The organism is Streptomyces sp. NPDC029044 (assembly GCF_040637495.1).
Lineage (GTDB): Bacteria > Actinomycetota > Actinomycetes > Streptomycetales > Streptomycetaceae > Streptomyces.
The window spans coordinates 1-14,355 of the sequence record NZ_JBEZWN010000080.1 but is presented as its reverse complement, the minus strand read 5'-3'; the positions used below and the strand labels follow the sequence as shown (position 1 = coordinate 14,355).

General features: G+C 72.0%; 15 protein-coding genes and 1 pseudogene. 8 read left to right on the top strand and 8 right to left on the bottom strand.

Features of this window, described 5'->3' with window-relative positions:
• Positions 1-73: 73 nt before the first annotated feature.
• Positions 74-1,279: an epoxide hydrolase family protein gene (locus AB0E85_RS35535; protein ID WP_361936329.1), complete on the bottom strand. Its 1,206-nt coding sequence runs from the start codon at positions 1,277-1,279 to the stop codon at positions 74-76.
• Positions 1,280-1,400: 121 nt separating this feature from the next.
• Here AB0E85_RS35535 and AB0E85_RS35530 point away from each other — a divergent pair, with 121 nt between their 5' ends.
• Positions 1,401-1,883, top strand: a complete 483-nt coding sequence (locus AB0E85_RS35530) for a VOC family protein (protein ID WP_361936326.1) — start codon at positions 1,401-1,403, stop codon at positions 1,881-1,883.
• Positions 1,884-1,919: 36 nt separating this feature from the next.
• On the opposite strand, the gene AB0E85_RS35525 is transcribed toward AB0E85_RS35530, so the two are convergent.
• Entirely contained in the window at positions 1,920-2,810 is an 891-nt protein-coding gene (locus AB0E85_RS35525) for an aminoglycoside phosphotransferase family protein (RefSeq protein WP_361936323.1), read from the bottom strand.
• Positions 2,811-2,827: 17 nt separating this feature from the next.
• The gene (locus AB0E85_RS35520) at positions 2,828-3,727 is read right to left on the bottom strand and encodes an SGNH/GDSL hydrolase family protein (RefSeq protein ID WP_361936321.1); all 900 of its coding nucleotides are present in this window, start codon (positions 3,725-3,727) and stop codon (positions 2,828-2,830) included.
• Between the two features lie 200 nt (positions 3,728-3,927).
• On the opposite strand from AB0E85_RS35520, the gene AB0E85_RS35515 reads away from it, so the two are divergent.
• Positions 3,928-4,725 carry a VOC family protein gene (locus AB0E85_RS35515; RefSeq protein ID WP_361936319.1) on the top strand — a complete coding sequence of 266 codons (798 nt, stop codon included), beginning with the start codon at positions 3,928-3,930 and terminating at the stop codon, positions 4,723-4,725.
• A gap of 41 nt (positions 4,726-4,766) precedes the next feature.
• Complete coding sequence (locus AB0E85_RS35510) at positions 4,767-5,465, top strand: ribonuclease H (RefSeq protein ID WP_361936316.1); 699 nt, start codon at positions 4,767-4,769, stop codon at positions 5,463-5,465.
• Here the strand turns inward: AB0E85_RS35510 and AB0E85_RS35505 are convergent, their stop codons facing one another.
• Together AB0E85_RS35505 and AB0E85_RS35500 are read right to left on the bottom strand one after the other, a co-directional pair.
• Positions 5,466-6,287, bottom strand: a complete 822-nt coding sequence (locus AB0E85_RS35505) for a tyrosinase family protein (RefSeq protein ID WP_361936313.1) — start codon at positions 6,285-6,287, stop codon at positions 5,466-5,468.
• A gap of 32 nt (positions 6,288-6,319) precedes the next feature.
• The gene (locus AB0E85_RS35500; RefSeq protein ID WP_361936310.1) at positions 6,320-6,688 is read right to left on the bottom strand and encodes a tyrosinase cofactor; all 369 of its coding nucleotides are present in this window, start codon (positions 6,686-6,688) and stop codon (positions 6,320-6,322) included.
• Positions 6,689-7,029: 341 nt separating this feature from the next.
• Between AB0E85_RS35500 and AB0E85_RS35495 the strand changes: the two genes are divergently transcribed.
• From AB0E85_RS35495 to AB0E85_RS35485, 3 genes are all read left to right on the top strand, one after another.
• The gene (locus AB0E85_RS35495; protein ID WP_361936307.1) at positions 7,030-8,241 is read left to right on the top strand and encodes an FAD-dependent monooxygenase; all 1,212 of its coding nucleotides are present in this window, start codon (positions 7,030-7,032) and stop codon (positions 8,239-8,241) included.
• A gap of 91 nt (positions 8,242-8,332) precedes the next feature.
• Positions 8,333-9,823, top strand: a complete 1,491-nt coding sequence (locus AB0E85_RS35490) for an MFS transporter (protein ID WP_361936304.1) — start codon at positions 8,333-8,335, stop codon at positions 9,821-9,823.
• On the top strand, positions 9,820-10,404 hold the full coding sequence (locus tag AB0E85_RS35485) for a TetR family transcriptional regulator (protein ID WP_361936301.1): 585 nt from the start codon (positions 9,820-9,822) through the stop codon (positions 10,402-10,404). Before AB0E85_RS35490 ends, AB0E85_RS35485 begins: the two co-directional genes overlap by 4 nt.
• Here the strand turns inward: AB0E85_RS35485 and AB0E85_RS35480 are convergent.
• On the bottom strand, positions 10,401-12,128 hold the full coding sequence (locus tag AB0E85_RS35480; protein WP_361936298.1) for a cholesterol oxidase substrate-binding domain-containing protein: 1,728 nt from the start codon (positions 12,126-12,128) through the stop codon (positions 10,401-10,403). The two genes, AB0E85_RS35485 and AB0E85_RS35480, sit on opposite strands and share 4 nt — an antisense overlap.
• Positions 12,129-12,268: 140 nt before the next feature.
• Here AB0E85_RS35480 and AB0E85_RS35475 point away from each other — a divergent pair, with 140 nt between their 5' ends.
• The gene (locus AB0E85_RS35475) at positions 12,269-13,252 is read left to right on the top strand and encodes an aldo/keto reductase (protein WP_361936295.1); all 984 of its coding nucleotides are present in this window, start codon (positions 12,269-12,271) and stop codon (positions 13,250-13,252) included.
• 9 nt (positions 13,253-13,261) lie between these two features.
• Here AB0E85_RS35475 and AB0E85_RS35470 read toward each other — a convergent pair whose 3' ends face one another.
• Positions 13,262-13,606, bottom strand: a complete 345-nt coding sequence (locus tag AB0E85_RS35470; RefSeq protein WP_361936292.1) for a hypothetical protein — start codon at positions 13,604-13,606, stop codon at positions 13,262-13,264.
• Between the two features lie 148 nt (positions 13,607-13,754).
• Here AB0E85_RS35470 and AB0E85_RS35465 point away from each other — a divergent pair, with 148 nt between their 5' ends.
• Complete coding sequence (locus tag AB0E85_RS35465; RefSeq protein ID WP_184854349.1) at positions 13,755-14,252, top strand: DUF6328 family protein; 498 nt, start codon at positions 13,755-13,757, stop codon at positions 14,250-14,252.
• A gap of 9 nt (positions 14,253-14,261) precedes the next feature.
• Here AB0E85_RS35465 and AB0E85_RS35460 read toward each other — a convergent pair.
• Positions 14,262-14,355 (bottom strand): annotated as a pseudogene (locus AB0E85_RS35460) (ATP-dependent Clp protease proteolytic subunit); the annotation flags it as partial.

The window sequence follows — 14,355 nt, the reverse complement described above, 5'->3', positions numbered from 1 at the left end:
TCTTGACCTCGGACGATGCCGGCGAACGGTTTCTCTGCCCTCGGCAGATCCGCTACCGGCGGAGCCCTCCGGCTCAGCCCTTCTCGCGCAACTGGCGGAAGAACGCCGGCACATCACCGACCAGCAGGTCCGGCTCCTCCATCGCCGCGAAGTGCCCGCCCCGGTCGAACTCCGTCCAGCGGACGATGTTCTCCGTCCGCTCCGCCTTGTGCCGCAGCGGGATCTGGGGATCGCCGGCGAAGGACGCGACCCCGGTCGGCGCGGTGGAGGGCTCCTGCGGGGCGGCGGTCCTCCCGCCCCGGGCGTGGGCGCGCTCGTAGTAGATGCGGGCGGACGAGCCGGCCGTGCCCGTCAGCCAGTACAGCATCACGTTCGTGAGCATCAGGTCCCGGTCGACGGCCTCCTCGGGCAGCTCCTCCGAGTCCGTCCACTCCTGGAACTTCTCGACGATCCAGGCGAGTTGCCCCACCGGGGAGTCCGTGAGCGCGTAGGACAGCGTCTGCGGCCGGGTGGACTGCACGTGGAAGTAGCCCGTGCCGTCGCGGGACCACTCCGCCCACCGGCGCCACGAGGCCAGCGTGCGCTCCCGCTCGGCCGGGCCCAGCGCCTCCAGCTCCCCGGCGGCCGGCTCGACGGCGGCCTGAGCACCGGGCAGCAGATTGAGGTGGAGGCCTGTCACCCGGTGGCTGTGGACGCGTCCCAGTTCGCGGGAGACGGCCGCCCCCCAGTCGCCGCCCTGCGCGCCGAACCGCTCGTAGCCGAGGCGTGTCATCAGTTCGGCCCACGCGTCGGCGACCCGGCGTGCCTCCCAGCCGGTCTGTCGGGTGGGGCCCGAGAAGCCGAAGCCGGGGATGCCCGGCAGCACGAGGTGGAAGGCGTCGGCAGGATCGCCGCCGTGGGCGGCCGGGTCGGTCAGCGGCCCCACGATGCCGGCGAACTCGACGATCGACCCCGGCCACCCGTGCGTGACGATCAGTGGGGTGGCGTCGGGCTCGGGCGAGCGGATGTGCGCGAAGTGCACCCGCGCGCCGTCGATCTCGGTGGTGAACTGCGGCCAGGTGTTCAGCCGCGCCTCCGCGGCCCGCCAGTCGTAGTCGTGCCGCCAGTACCGCACCAGTTCGCGCAGATAGCCCGACGGAACGCCGTACGACCAGCCCACGCCGGGCAGCTCGTCCGGCCAGCGGGTCCGGTCGAGGCGGTCGTGGAGGTCGTCGAGGTCGCTCTGCGGCACGTCGATGCGGAAGGGGCGGATGCTGCTGTCGGCGGGCGAAGACGTCATGGCCGGATGCTGGTTCCGAACGTTGTAGCGGCCATCCGAATATGTCGGTCCCCGGCCGATGAGTTCCGGAGCGAAGGACGGTCGACAGTGGTGACAGCGTTCGACGCGTGCAGGAGGACCCATGACCACCGACGGATTCACCACGTGCCTCTGGTTCGACGGCCAGGCCGAGGAGGCCGCCCACCACTACGTCTCGATCTTCAAGAACTCCAGCATCGGCAAGATCGCACGCTACCCCGAGGGAGCCATGCAGCCCGCCGGCGGTGTGATGACCGTCGAGTTCACGGCGAACGGCCACACATTCCTCGGGCTCAACGGCGGCCCCCAGTTCAAGTTCACCGAGGCCACCTCCTTCATGATCTTCTGCGAGAACCAGGAGGAGATCGACTACTACTGGACCAGGCTCACCGAGAACGGCGGCGAGCCGGGCCCCTGCGGCTGGCTCAAGGACCGGTTCGGCGTGTCCTGGCAGGTCGTCCCGGACCGGCTCGCCGAGATGATCAGCGATCCGGACCCGGCGAAGGCGTCCCGGGTGACCCAGGCGTTCATGGCGATGAGCAAGTTCGACATCGCCACGCTGGAGAAGGCGCACGCGGGCGAGTGACGCGCCCTGCACGCGGGGGCGGAGTCGTCTCCGCCCCTAGGCCGTCTCGGTCAGGATCTCCCCGATCACATGCCGGGAGTTCTCCGCGACCGGCGGGTTGGTGTCCCAGTAGTACGGCAGGGCGATGACCGCGATCGACAGGGCCCAGCCCCGGGCCCGTGCCCATTCGGCGTCGCCGGCACCCACGGCCTCGCGGAAGACGCCGCGGACCGCGGCGGGCAGCACGCACCAGGCGCCGATGAGGTCCACGGCGGGATCCCCGACCCCCACCGTGCCGAAGTCGATCACGGCGCTCAGGCGCCCGCCCGTGACCAGGAGGTTCCCGGCCATGAGGTCGCCGTGGGCCCACAGCGGCGGCCCGGTGTGCTCCGGAGCCCGCAGGGTGTCCTCCCACACCCGGGTCACCGCGACGGTGTCGACCCGCCCCGCGAGCCGCCCGAGCGCCTCACGCAGGAAGGGGTCGCGGGTCGCCAGCGGCACGCCCCGGTAACCCGGGGGCCCCTCCGAGGCGTCGACGCGCCGCAGGGCCGTGACGCACGCCGCCAGGTCCTCCGCCAGCAGGGCGGGCTCCTCGATGCTGCCGGGCACCGGGTTGCTGCCGTCCAGCCATCGGTAGACAGACCAGGGCCACGGGAACCCGTCACCGGGTTCGCCGCGGCCGAGCGGTTCGGGCGAGGCGGCGGGCAGCCCCGGGCCCAGCCGGGGCAGCCAGCGCAGCTCGTGCGCGATGGCCTCCACGGCGCGGGGATGCCGGGGGAGCCGTACGACTTTGTCCGCGCCGAGGCGGAACATGGCGTTCTCCGTCCCTGACGACTCCAGCCGCCGCAGGGGCAGCCCGGCCCACTGCGGGAACTGCCCCGCGATCAGCCGGCCGACGACGGAGACGTCGATGGCCAGCTCGTCCTCATGCATCCGCACCGCACACATGGCGCCCATTCGAGCGGTCAACGCGCCGCCTGTCGAATGGTTTTGGTGACCTCCCGGGCGATGCGCAGGATCCCGGGGGAGCGGACCGGGCAGGGCTTGGGCCGCGAGGTGGTCGGGGCCAGGCAGAAGTGCAGATAGTCGTCGTCGCGGTGCAGGGCCGTGCGGTCGCGGGCGGGCTGAGTGCACAGGCCGGGGCGGGCACGCTCGTGCGCGGTGCACGGCAGGTACTGCGTCCAGGTGTAGCGGTCCGCGGCCGGGCTCACCGCCTTCCCGGCGTCCGCCACGAGGTCGCCCGAGGCCGCGGCCCGCTTCTCGTAGAGCGCGTTGACGCGCCGGACCCGGTCGGGGGTGATCGGGTCCGGGCCCTGGGAGACCCAGACGATCCGGGGCCGGCTGCCGCCCCCGGCCGCGGTGATCTGCTCGGTGAGCCGGCGCGCGTCGGCGTCGTAGCGGCGGAAGTACCGGGCCGGGGACTTGTCGTAGGTGATGCCGTCCATGCACGGCGTGTAGCCCCAGGAGTTCCCCCAGAACTGGAGGACCACGAAGTCGGGCCGCAGCCTGCGCACCAGTGCGGCGGCCTTGTCGGCGGCCGGGACGAGGGATCGTTCGGCCGTTCCCTCCAGGTAGTCGCACAGGGTGGTGCCGGAGTACGGCGCGCCGGTGTACCGCGCCTTCAGATCCCGGCGTAACTCCTGTCCCAGGACCTTCTGGCCCTCCATCGCCAGCGAGTCGCCGAGGTACAGCACCGCGGGTGCCTTCCCCGGTTCCGGGCCGGGGGAGGCGGGGGCCCGCTGGTGGGTGGTGGCCGACGCGCGCGGCGCGGCCGGTGCCGGTTCCTCGGGCCCGGACGCGGGATCCCCGCACCCGCCGAGGAGTACCCCGGCCAGTATTGCTCCCACGATCCACGGCTTGCGCATACGGCAACTCCCGCCCCGGCCACCGAAACGGCACTCAGGCAAGCACAGCCGGGCGCCGGGGGGAAGACATCCGCCGGACGCGATGGTCCGGGCCCGTGGACGGGACCCGCGGCGGCCGGTTCGCTCGACGCGCGGGCCGGCCGCCGGGTGACTAGCGTGAGGAAGCGGATGATTCCACCCATTCGGAGAGGGCCGTGGTCATGGCCGTGCAACCTGAAGGAACCCCCTGCTGGGCCGATGCGATGTTCGGCGACCTCGAAGGGGCCAAGAGCTTCTACGGGGACGTCCTCGGCTGGACCTTCGCCGAGGCGTCGGCGGAGTTCGGCAACTACACGGAGGCCTACGCGAACGGCAAGGCGGTCGCCGCCGTCGTCCCGCCCATGCCCGGCCAGGAGGGCCTGTCGCAGTGGTGCCTGTACTTCGCCGCCGACGACGCCGCCGCCACCGCCGGCCGGATCCGCGACAACGGCGGCGAGGTGCTGATGGAGCCCATGCAGGTCGCCGACTTCGGCACCATGTGCCTGGCCCGCGACCCCGGCGGCGTCGTCTTCGGCGTCTGGCAGGCGGGCACCCATGAGGGCTTCCAGGCGATGGCCGAACCCGGTGCCTACACCTGGGCGGAGGTCTTCACCCGCGAGCCCGCGAAGTCCGACGCGTTCTTCCCGGCCGTCTTCTCCTACCGGCAGCGGGACATGGAGGACGGCGAGATGGACTTCCGGATCTACGACCTCGGCGAACGCACCGTGCTGGGCCGGATGGAGATGGGCGGCGACTTCCCGCCCGAGGTGCAGCCGTACATCAACGTGTACTTCGCCGTGGAGGACTGCGACGAAGCCGTGGCGAAGGCCACCGAACTCGGCGGCGTGCTGAGGTTCGGCCCCATGACCACCCCGTTCGGCCGCTTCGCGGCGATCAGCGACCCGCAGGGCGCGAACTTCTCGGTGATCGACATCACGAAGACCGAGGGAGAGATGCCGAAGCTGACCGACGTGGCGTAGGCGCCCGGACCTCCCGCCCGGACCGCCTCCCCGGTCATGGCATGATCGAGCGCATGCGTGAACGTGTTGTGGCCGCGTGTGACGGGGCTTCCAAGGGAAATCCCGGACCCGCCGGCTGGGCCTGGGTCGTCGCCGACGCTTCCGAGACACCGGAGCGGTGGGAGGCGGGGCCGCTCGGCAAGGCCACCAACAACGTCGCCGAACTCACCGCGCTGGAGCGCCTGCTGGCGGCGACCGACCCGGACGTGCCGCTCGAGATCCGGATGGACTCGCAGTACGCGATGAAGGCCGTCACCACCTGGCTGCCCGGCTGGAAGCGCAACGGCTGGAAGACCTCCGCCGGCAAGCCGGTCGCCAACCAGGAGCTCGTCGTACGCATCGACGAGCTCCTGGACGGCCGCTCGGTCGAGTTCCGCTACGTCCCCGCCCACCAGGTCGACGGCGACCGGCTCAACGACTTCGCCGACCGCGCCGCCAGCCAGGCCGCCACCGTCCAGGAGCCGGCGGGCAGCGGTCTCGGTTCCCCCGAGCCGCCGCCCTCCCCGGACACTCCGGCCAAGGCCCCGCGATCCCGCCCGCGCACCACCAAGGCGGCAGGAAGCAAGGGCTCCGCGCGCACGATCAAGGCGAAGTTCCCCGGCCGCTGCCAGTGCGGCCGTTCCTATGCGGCGGGCGAGCCCATCGCCAAGAACGACAGCGGCTGGGGCCACCCGGAGTGCCGCACCGGCGCGAGCGTCTGATCAGACGTCGAACGTGTAGTGCGGCGTGTGGTCCAGCAGATCGGCCGGGCTCATGTCGTGCCACGGCCGCATCGTCTCGTTGAGGTCGATCACGTTCGGCGTCCCGGCGGCCGGCAGATAGCCGGAGCCGGGGTGCCGGCGCTGCCACTCGGCCCACAGCTTGTCTATGTACGCGTGGTGCAGCCAGAACACCGGGTCGTTGGGGGAGACCCCGGTCGCCATCTGCCCGCCGACCCAGACGTGGACGCGGTTGTGCAGGTTCACGCCCCGCCACCCTTCGAGGTGGTTGCGGAAGCCGTCCGAGCCGCTGTTCCAGGGCGCCATGTCGTACGTGGACATCGCCAGCACCGACTCGACCTCGGCCCGGGTCGGCAGCTCGCGCGTACCGGAACCGAGGGAGCGCCGCAGGAACGTACGGCTGTCGACCCGCACGTTGACCGGCCAGTTCCCGCCGGACGCGGAGAACGGCCCGTCCGTCACCCGGCCGTCCCGCTCCCGCCCGGTGCCCCCGAGGAAGTCGGGCGCCCACAGTGAGGCGCGCGGCGTACGGTCGACGGTCCAGTCCCAGTAGGGCAGCGACACCGACGCGTCCACCGACTGAAGTGCCCGCTCGAACTCCAGGAGGAATCTTCGGTGCCAGGGCAGGAAGGACGGTGAACGGTGCCCGGTCCGCTCGCCGTTGTCGGTGTCGGAGACGATGAACGCGTTGTGCGTCGTGACGAACTCGTCGTAGCGGCCGCTGCGCTTCAGCTCCAGCAGCGCGGCGACGAAGCGCCGCTTCTCGTCGGCGGTCAGGGTGGACTGGTTCTTGCGGACAGCCATGTGCGGTTGCTCCAGATGCCTTGCGGGGCGGGTCAGTTGGCGGGGAAGGGCAGCAGGGGCGCGCCCTGTAGCTCGTCCACCGCGGCGCGGGCGGCGGCTCGCGGGGTGGCCACCGGGTCGTAGTGGCTGACGACGCTGATCCAGCTGCCGTCGGCGTTGCGCATCACGTGCAGCTCCACCCCGTCGACGAACACCGCGTATCCCCCGCCGTGGTGCCCGTGGTGACCGGACCCGGTGGCCGGACGGCCCTGTATCCGGCGGCCCTTGTAGACCTCGTCGAAAGTGCCGGGGGAACCGTGGTGCCCGGCGGCCGAGGCCGGGGTGGCGGCGGACAACGTCCCCGCGGTGGTGGCGAGGACGGCCGCGGCGGTGAGCGCGCTGCGACGGCTGAGTTCCGGCATGCGGACCTCCAGGGATGGGTTCGGCTGATGTCCCCGCATGCCTACCGGCCCGCCCGCCACCGGGAGAAATCCGCGCGAGCCGGTTGGCTGCGATCCGGGCAATTCCCCTTATGTCGTGCAAGGTTGAACGAAGATGATCTTGCCGCGAGCCGCCTGTGCCCGGGTGTGGAAGGGGAAGTTCCACCCGCGACCGGTGCTGTGGCGGACGTTTCTGCCGGTGCGGGCTGTCGTTCGTGGTGCGCGTCACGCCGCGAAACTGGCGCGATCCGGCGGTCCGGTCGGCAGCACGCACATGCTGCTACTCTGCGTCGGCAATCGACAGCTCTCGGTAATTCTCAGGGGTGTGCGTGAAGGTCGCCTGTGTCGGCGGCGGGCCCGCCGGTCTGTATCTCTCGATCCTGCTCAAGCGGCAGGACCCGTCCCACGACATCACCGTCTACGAACGCGACCCGGAGGGCTCCACCTACGGCTGGGGCGTGACGTACTGGCGCGGACTGCTCGACCGGCTCCATGAGCGGGATCCCGAGTCCGCTGCCCTCCTCGACGCCGGCTCCGTCCGGTGGAGCGACGGCGTCGCCCACGTCCGGGACCTGACGACCCGGCACAGCGGCGACCAGGGACACGGCATCGGCCGCCATCGGCTGCTGGAGATCCTCGCCGCCCGGGCCCGCGACCTCGGTGTACGCCTGGAGTACGAGCGCGCGATCACCGCGGGCGACGTGCCCAGTGGCGCCGACCTGATCGTGGCGGCCGACGGCGTGGGCAGCGAACTGCGCGCGCGTCACTCCGCGCACTTCGGCACCCGGCTCACGCCCGGACGCAATCACTACGTGTGGCTCGGCACCACCAAGGTCTTCGACGCCTTCACCTTCGCCTTCACGGAGACCCCCCACGGCTGGATCTGGTGCTACGGCTACGGCTACGGCCCCGACCGCAGCACCTGCGTCGTCGAATGCGCGCCCGAGACCTGGGCCGGCCTCGGGCTCGACCGGGCGAGCGAGGCCGACAGCCGTGCCCTGCTGGAGAAACTCTTCGCCACCGTCCTGGACGGACACCCCCTGCTGGGCCGCCCCGGCGGCACCCCGTGGCAGACGTTCCGGACCCTCACCAACGACACCTGGCACCACGGCAACCTCGTCCTGCTCGGCGACGCCGCGCACACCACGCACTACTCCATCGGCGCCGGCACCACGCTCGCCCTGGAGGACGCCATCGCCCTGGCCGCCGCCCTGCGTGAACACCCGCAGCTCCCGCGAGCCCTCGCCCGCTACGAACGGGAGCGCAAGGCGGCCCTGCTGCCCGTGCAGAGCGCGGCCCGCTACAGCGCCCAGTGGTACGAGAACCTGCCGCGCTACATGCACCTGCCCCCGGAGCGCATGTTCGCCCTGCTCGGGCAGCGCCACTCGCCGCTGCTGCCCTACGTCCCGCCCCAGCTGTACTACCGGCTCGACCGGGCGGCCGGCCAGTTGGAGCCGCTGCGCCGTTTCAAGCGCTGGCTGGGTCCGAAGGTGGCGCGGACCGTGCACGCGCGGGCGCTGGCCGCACGGGAATAGCCTCCGCATGCTTGGGTGAATTGCTATTCACCAGTTAGGGTGAATGGCAATTCACCCGCGCCTTGACCAGGTGCTGTCCGCTGGAGTGCCGATGGATCCGACCACCGCGATACGCAAGCCGCCCGGTGCGGGCACCGTACGGGAGCGGCTCACCGTTCCCGTGCTGGCGTTCGGCGGCATCCTCATGGCCGTCATGCAGACCGTCGTCGTGCCCCTGCTGCCCGACCTGCCCCGGCTCACCGGCGCCTCGGCGGGCACGGTCTCCTGGATGGTGACGGCCACCCTGCTCTCCGGCGCGGTCCTCACCCCGGTCCTGGGCCGGGCCGGCGACATGTACGGCAAGCGGCGTGTGCTCATGGCGGCCCTCGGGCTGATGACGGCCGGTTCGGTCCTGTGCGCGCTGACCTCCGACATCGCCGTGCTCATCGCCGCCCGCACCCTCTCCGGAGCGGCCGCCGCGGTCGTCCCGTTGTCCATCAGCATCCTGCGGGACGAACTGCCGCCGGAGCGCCGGGGGTCGGCCGTGGCGCTGATGAGCTCCACCGTCGGCATCGGCGCCGCGCTCGGCCTGCCGCTGGCCGCGGTGATCGTTCAGTACGCGAACTGGCACACCATGTTCTGGGTGACCAGCGCCCTCGGTGCCACGGGGGTGACCCTGGTCAAGTGGGCGGTACGCGAGTCGCCGCTGCGTGAGCCCGGCCGGTTCGACGTACCGGGCACGCTGGGGCTGGCCGCCGGGCTGGTCTGCCTGCTGCTCGGGGTGTCGCAGGGCGGGCAGTGGGGCTGGGGCAGCGGACGGGTCGTCGCTCTGTTCGCCGCCGCCGTCGCCGTGCTCGCACTGTGGTCGTGGCAGCAGCTCCGGGCCGAACGACCGCTGGTGGACCTGCGGTTGGCGGTGCGGCCCGGGGTGGGTCTGTCCCATGTGGCCGCGCTGCTCGCCGGATTCGCGTTCTACGCCAACACCCTCGTCACCGCCCAGCTCGTGCAGGCGCCCGAGGCCACCGGGTACGGGCTCGGGCTGTCCATCGTCGCCACCGGTCTGTGTCTGCTGCCGAGCGGCATCGTCATGCTGCTGCTGTCGCCCGTCTCCGCCCGGATCTCCGCCGCGCGCGGGCCGCGTATCACCCTGGCCCTCGGGGCGGCGGTCATCGCGGCCGGGTACGCCGTGCGCATCGCCGACAGCCGCGAACTGTGGATGATCATCACGGGAGCCACGGTCGTCGCGATCGGCACCACCCTGGCCTACTCGGCGCTTCCCACGCTCATCCTGCGGGCCGTGCCCGCCGAGCAGACCGCCTCCGCCAACGGTGTCAACGTCCTGATGCGCACGATCGGCCAGGCCGGCTCCAGTGCCGCGGTGGCCGCCGTCCTGGTGCACCACACGAGCCCGGTCGGCGGTGCCCCGGTGCCCACCCTGCACGGCTATCTGCTGGCGTTCGCGATGGCCGGCACGGTCGCCCTCGTGGCCGCGGCGGCGGCGCTGTGCATCCCCGGCGACGCCGGCCAGGACGTCACCGACGGCCCGGATCAGGCCCGGGTCCGCACCCCGGGCGCGCGTGACGGGGCGATGGAGGGAGCATGAGTGCCGTGAGCACCCCTCCCGTCACGCCCGCACCCGCCCGCCGGGACGCCGCATCGACCAGGACGGCCATCCTGAAGGCGGCCCGGTACCTGCTGGCCCGCCACGCGCACGGCGACATCACCCTGAAGGCGGTCGCCGACCGCGCCGGTGTGAGCCCGCCGCTGATCCTGAAGTACTTCGGCAACAAGGACACGCTGTTCGCCCGGGTCATGTCGTTCGAGTCCGACGCCGAGGCCCTGCTGGCCGCGCCCCTCGACGGCCTCGGACCGCACATGGTCCGGCACGTCCTGGTCAGCCAGTCCGAGCAGGGCGCCGACCCGCTGCTGCGGATCGTGTTCGCGCCCCTGCACGGCGAGCAGGGCGACATCCTGCGCGCCAACTTCCGCACCCAGGTGACCGACCGCCTCACCGACCGCCTCACCGGCCCCGACGCGGGCCTGCGCGCCGAACTCGCCGTCGCCACCCTGCTCGGCCTCGGCGTCATGTACGGCATCGCCCGCGGCACCGAGCTGAGGGCGAGCACCGTCGACGCCCTGGTGGACCGGTACGCCCCGACCGTGCAGGCCTACCTCACCCCCTAGGCGCCGAACAGCCGGTCCAGGAAGGCGTTGCCGAACACGTGGTGCGGATCGAGCCGGTCCAGGGCGGCGTTCGCCTCCGCCCACGCGCCCGGGCCGACCGCCGCCGGGACGACGTCGCGCAGCACCTCCTGATCGCCCCACACATCGTCGTCCGTGTAGGCCCACCCCTTGGACCATTCCACCCGGGTGAGCGCGGAGCCGCCGTCGAACGTACGCAGCAGGAACCGCTCGATCTCGCGCAGGAACGCCTCCGCGTCCGGTGTGCCCGGCAGCGTCAGGACGTCCAGCCACACGGCCGTGTCCCACTCGGGCCGGTCCTCGGGCGGCCGGAGCGCCGACAGCAGCGGCGGACGGGCCCCGGCCACGCCGGTGACGGCCGGGTCGTCCAGGCCGGTCACCCGGATCTCCACCGAGCCGTTGACCGGGAAGCTGCCCCGTGCGGCGTACGCCGTCAGCCGCTCCCGGTAGAACGCGGCGAACTCGGAGACGACCCGCTGCACCCCGTCCCGTGCGGTGAGGACCGCGTAGCCGTTGGCGTGCACCTGTAGCGTGGTCGGCTTCAGATACAGCAGCGTGTTCTTGGAGGGCCCCCAGAGGTCGGCGGACAGTGTCGTCACCAGCCCGAGGGCCGCGGCCTCGTACTGGGCGGTGCCGAGCACCGGCGCGAGGTACCAGGCCGCCTCCGACGTCATCCGGCCGACCAGCTCCGCCACCGGCGTGGGGACGTTGTCGGAGAACGGATAGTTGTACGGCCGTGTCACCTTCCGCGAGGTCAGCGGCCGGGTGGGGGAGACGCTCCACACCTTCAGCCAGGGGTGCTCGGTGAAGGCGAACCAGATCGCCTCCACCCGCCCCGCCCCGTCCAGGAAGCTCGCGAACGTCCGCCGGCCGCCCGAGCCGGGCGCGGCGAACAGCTCCCCGGCCGGGAGGTCCGTACGGCTCACGCACCGCAGATTCGTGTTCGCGCCGACCCGCAGCACCACCTCGGTGACCAGGGACCGCCCGAGATGCGTCAACAGCGCTGCGCAGTCCGCCCCGTCGCGCCGGAAGGTGCGCAGCACGTACGCACCGGCCCCGTCGTCCCACACCACGGCCGTGAGGGACAGGACCAGGTTGCTGAGCGATCCGTAGGTGTGCCCGGGCTGCCGCTGCTCATCCCGCGCGGGGACGGCCGTGCCGTGGCCGTCGACGGCCAGGACGCCGCCCAGGGTGAGCACCCCGGGAGCGGGTGCCGCGGTGACGCCGAGGCCGTGCTCCTCCAGGAAGGTGAGCAGGTCCTCCATGGTCACGCCGGTCCCGGCGCGCACCGCGGTCGGGGAGTCCAGGGCGAGGCCCGTGAGATGGGCCCTGGTGTCGACCAGGAGGACCGGGGCCCCGTACGGCGTTCCCTCCGTCACGGTAAGCGGCGACCAGCCGTGCGCGGCGCCCCGCGCACGCACCCGCCACCCGTGCCGCCACGCCCAGTTGACGACGGCGACCACCTGGTCCGGGCCGTCCGGAGCACACGCCCACAGACCGTCGGCGGTGATCTCACCGACCCAGTTGCGGTAGGCCGAGCGGTACAGCGCGACGTCCGCCGGGAAGCCGGGCAACTCGGCGGCGGCAGCCGCCGGATCCGCCGGCAGACCGGGCAGCGCGGCCAGGGCGGCGGCGCCGAGGAGGAAACCGCGGCGGCTCCACGGCGACGCTTCGGACGGGTGGTCGTTCGGTGAAGCGGTGGTCACCGGCGTCACGCTAGAGGGCCCGTTGACACGTGACGTGTTCCTGTCGCGATGATTTCACTCGTGTGAGTGAATCGTGGGGGCTCGACGAGCCGGAGCAGAACGTTCCGCGCGGCGCCGTGACGGGTGACAGACTGACGCTCATGGACGAGCGCACATTCGACAGGTCGGGTCAGCACGCCTCCGTCATCGGTCTGGGCACCTGGCAGCTGGGAGCCGACTGGGGAGACGTCGACGACAAGGAAGCCCTCGCGGTACTGGAGACGGCCGCCGAGGCAGGGGTGACCTTCTTCGACACCGCCGACGTGTACGGCGACGGACGCAGCGAGCAGACCATCGCCACGTTCCTCAGCGGCCGCCCGGACCTGCACGTCATGGTCGCCACGAAGATGGGACGCCGGGTCGACCAGATCCCCGCCAACTACGTGCTCGACAACTTCCGCGCCTGGAACGACCGCTCCCGGCGCAACCTCGGCGTCGACCGGATCGACCTGGTGCAGCTGCACTGCCCGCCGACGCCCGTCTACTCCACGGACGAGGTGTTCGACGCCCTCGACACCCTGGTCGAGGAGGAGCGCGTCGCCGCGTACGGCGTCAGCGTCGAGACCTGCGCGGAGGCACTGACCGCGATCGCCCGGCCGAATGTGGCGAGCGTGCAGATCATCCTCAACCCGTTCCGCATGAAGCCCCTGCGCGAGGTGCTCCCCGCCGCGCGTGAGGCCGGCGTCGGCATCATCGCCCGGGTCCCGCTGGCCTCCGGCCTGCTCTCGGGCAAGTACACCCGGGACACCGTCTTCCCGGAGAACGACCACCGCACCTACAACCGGCACGGCGAGGCCTTCGACCAGGGCGAGACCTTCTCCGGCGTCGACTACGCCACCGGTGTGGAGGCCGCCGCCGAGTTCGCGGCGCTCGCCCCCGAGGGGTACACCCCGGCCCAGCTGGCGCTGCGCTGGATCGTCGAGCAGCCCGGTGTCACGACCGTGATCCCCGGCGCGCGCTCCCCCGAGCAGGCCCGGGCCAACGCGGCCGCCGCCCGCCTCCCGGAACTGCCCGGCGACACGCTCACGGCGATCCGCGACCTCTACGACCGGCGGATCAAGGAGCAGGTCGAATCCCGCTGGTGAGGCCGGTCCTCACGGCTCCAGGAGCAGCTCCCTCTCCTGCTCCTGGTCGCCGGAGGCGGTCCCGTCGTCTCGAGCCGTGAACGCCCGGGAGAGCGTGTCGCTCGCCCGCCGCACGGCCTCGGGACTGCCCTGCACCGTGACGGTCACCGGCGCGGACAGCCGCCCGGACGCCGCCCCGCCACCGTCGGCGCCCGTCTGCCTCTCCCCGTCGAAGGTCGCTGTGTGCACTGTCGCGTTCCCGTCGGCGGGGAGCTCGTCCGGCGCCCCGAACGTGCCTTCCAGGGCGCGGACGACCGCTCGCGCGTCGTCGGCCCCTCCGCCGCTGAGCGTCACGGTGAGCTGCGTACCGGACATGCGTCCACGACCTCCTCAAGCCTGCGTCATTCGCGCCGTCCGTGTAACCGTCCCCTGATCGCTCAAACCGCGACGATCCCCGGGACGACGAGTCGTTACGGGGAACCCGGGAAAGAGGAGGGCTCAGGTCTCACACCGGGAGGAAACAGTGGCGGACACGGCAGAGGGCGGGGCGATGCGCCGGGGGCGCAACGAGACGGAGGAGGAGAGAGCGGACCGGATGTGGCAGGAGCTCATCCAGGAGGTCCGCGTGGCGCAGATGGGCGTACAGATCCTGTTCGGCTTTCTGCTCACCGTGGTGTTCACCGAGAAGTACGACGACCTCTCCGGCACCGACCAGACGATCTACCTCGTGACGGTCGTCCTGGGTGCCTGCGCGACCGGGGCGCTCATAGGCCCGGTGTCCCTGCACCGCCTCGTCTCCGGGCGGCGCGTCAAGCCCCAGGCGGTGCAGCTGGCCTCCCGTCTCACCCTGCTCGGCCTCGTGCTGCTGCTCGCCACGACGACCTCGTCGCTGCTGCTGATCCTGCGCGTGGCGACGCACGACGGCTTCGTGCCCTACCTGGTCGCCGGGGTAGTCGCCTGGTACCTGCTGTGCTGGTTCGTCCTGCCGCTGTGGACGCGGCACCGCTACACGTCGAGGTGACGCGACGGCCGGGGAGTTGATGTAGATCGCGATCTCGCTCTCCGGGGACGACGACTCCAGGTGGAGGAGCTGGGCGATGACGACGTTGGCGACGCCGTCGTCG

Excerpts from the sequence above, each read along its gene's own strand:
- AB0E85_RS35535 (WP_361936329.1), bottom strand. The coding sequence starts at position 1,279 with ATGACGTCTTCGCCCGCCGACAGCAGCATCCGCCCCTTCCGCATCGAC.
- AB0E85_RS35530 (WP_361936326.1), top strand. The coding sequence starts at position 1,401 with ATGACCACCGACGGATTCACCACGTGCCTCTGGTTCGACGGCCAGGCC.
- AB0E85_RS35525 (WP_361936323.1), bottom strand. The coding sequence starts at position 2,810 with ATGTGTGCGGTGCGGATGCATGAGGACGAGCTGGCCATCGACGTCTCC.
- AB0E85_RS35520 (WP_361936321.1), bottom strand. The coding sequence starts at position 3,727 with ATGCGCAAGCCGTGGATCGTGGGAGCAATACTGGCCGGGGTACTCCTC.
- AB0E85_RS35515 (WP_361936319.1), top strand. The coding sequence starts at position 3,928 with ATGGCCGTGCAACCTGAAGGAACCCCCTGCTGGGCCGATGCGATGTTC.
- AB0E85_RS35510 (WP_361936316.1), top strand. The coding sequence starts at position 4,767 with ATGATCGAGCGCATGCGTGAACGTGTTGTGGCCGCGTGTGACGGGGCT.
- AB0E85_RS35505 (WP_361936313.1), bottom strand. The coding sequence starts at position 6,287 with ATGGCTGTCCGCAAGAACCAGTCCACCCTGACCGCCGACGAGAAGCGG.
- AB0E85_RS35500 (WP_361936310.1), bottom strand. The coding sequence starts at position 6,688 with ATGCCGGAACTCAGCCGTCGCAGCGCGCTCACCGCCGCGGCCGTCCTC.
- AB0E85_RS35490 (WP_361936304.1), top strand. The coding sequence starts at position 8,333 with ATGGATCCGACCACCGCGATACGCAAGCCGCCCGGTGCGGGCACCGTA.
- AB0E85_RS35485 (WP_361936301.1), top strand. The coding sequence starts at position 9,820 with ATGAGTGCCGTGAGCACCCCTCCCGTCACGCCCGCACCCGCCCGCCGG.
- AB0E85_RS35475 (WP_361936295.1), top strand. The coding sequence starts at position 12,269 with ATGGACGAGCGCACATTCGACAGGTCGGGTCAGCACGCCTCCGTCATC.
- AB0E85_RS35470 (WP_361936292.1), bottom strand. The coding sequence starts at position 13,606 with ATGTCCGGTACGCAGCTCACCGTGACGCTCAGCGGCGGAGGGGCCGAC.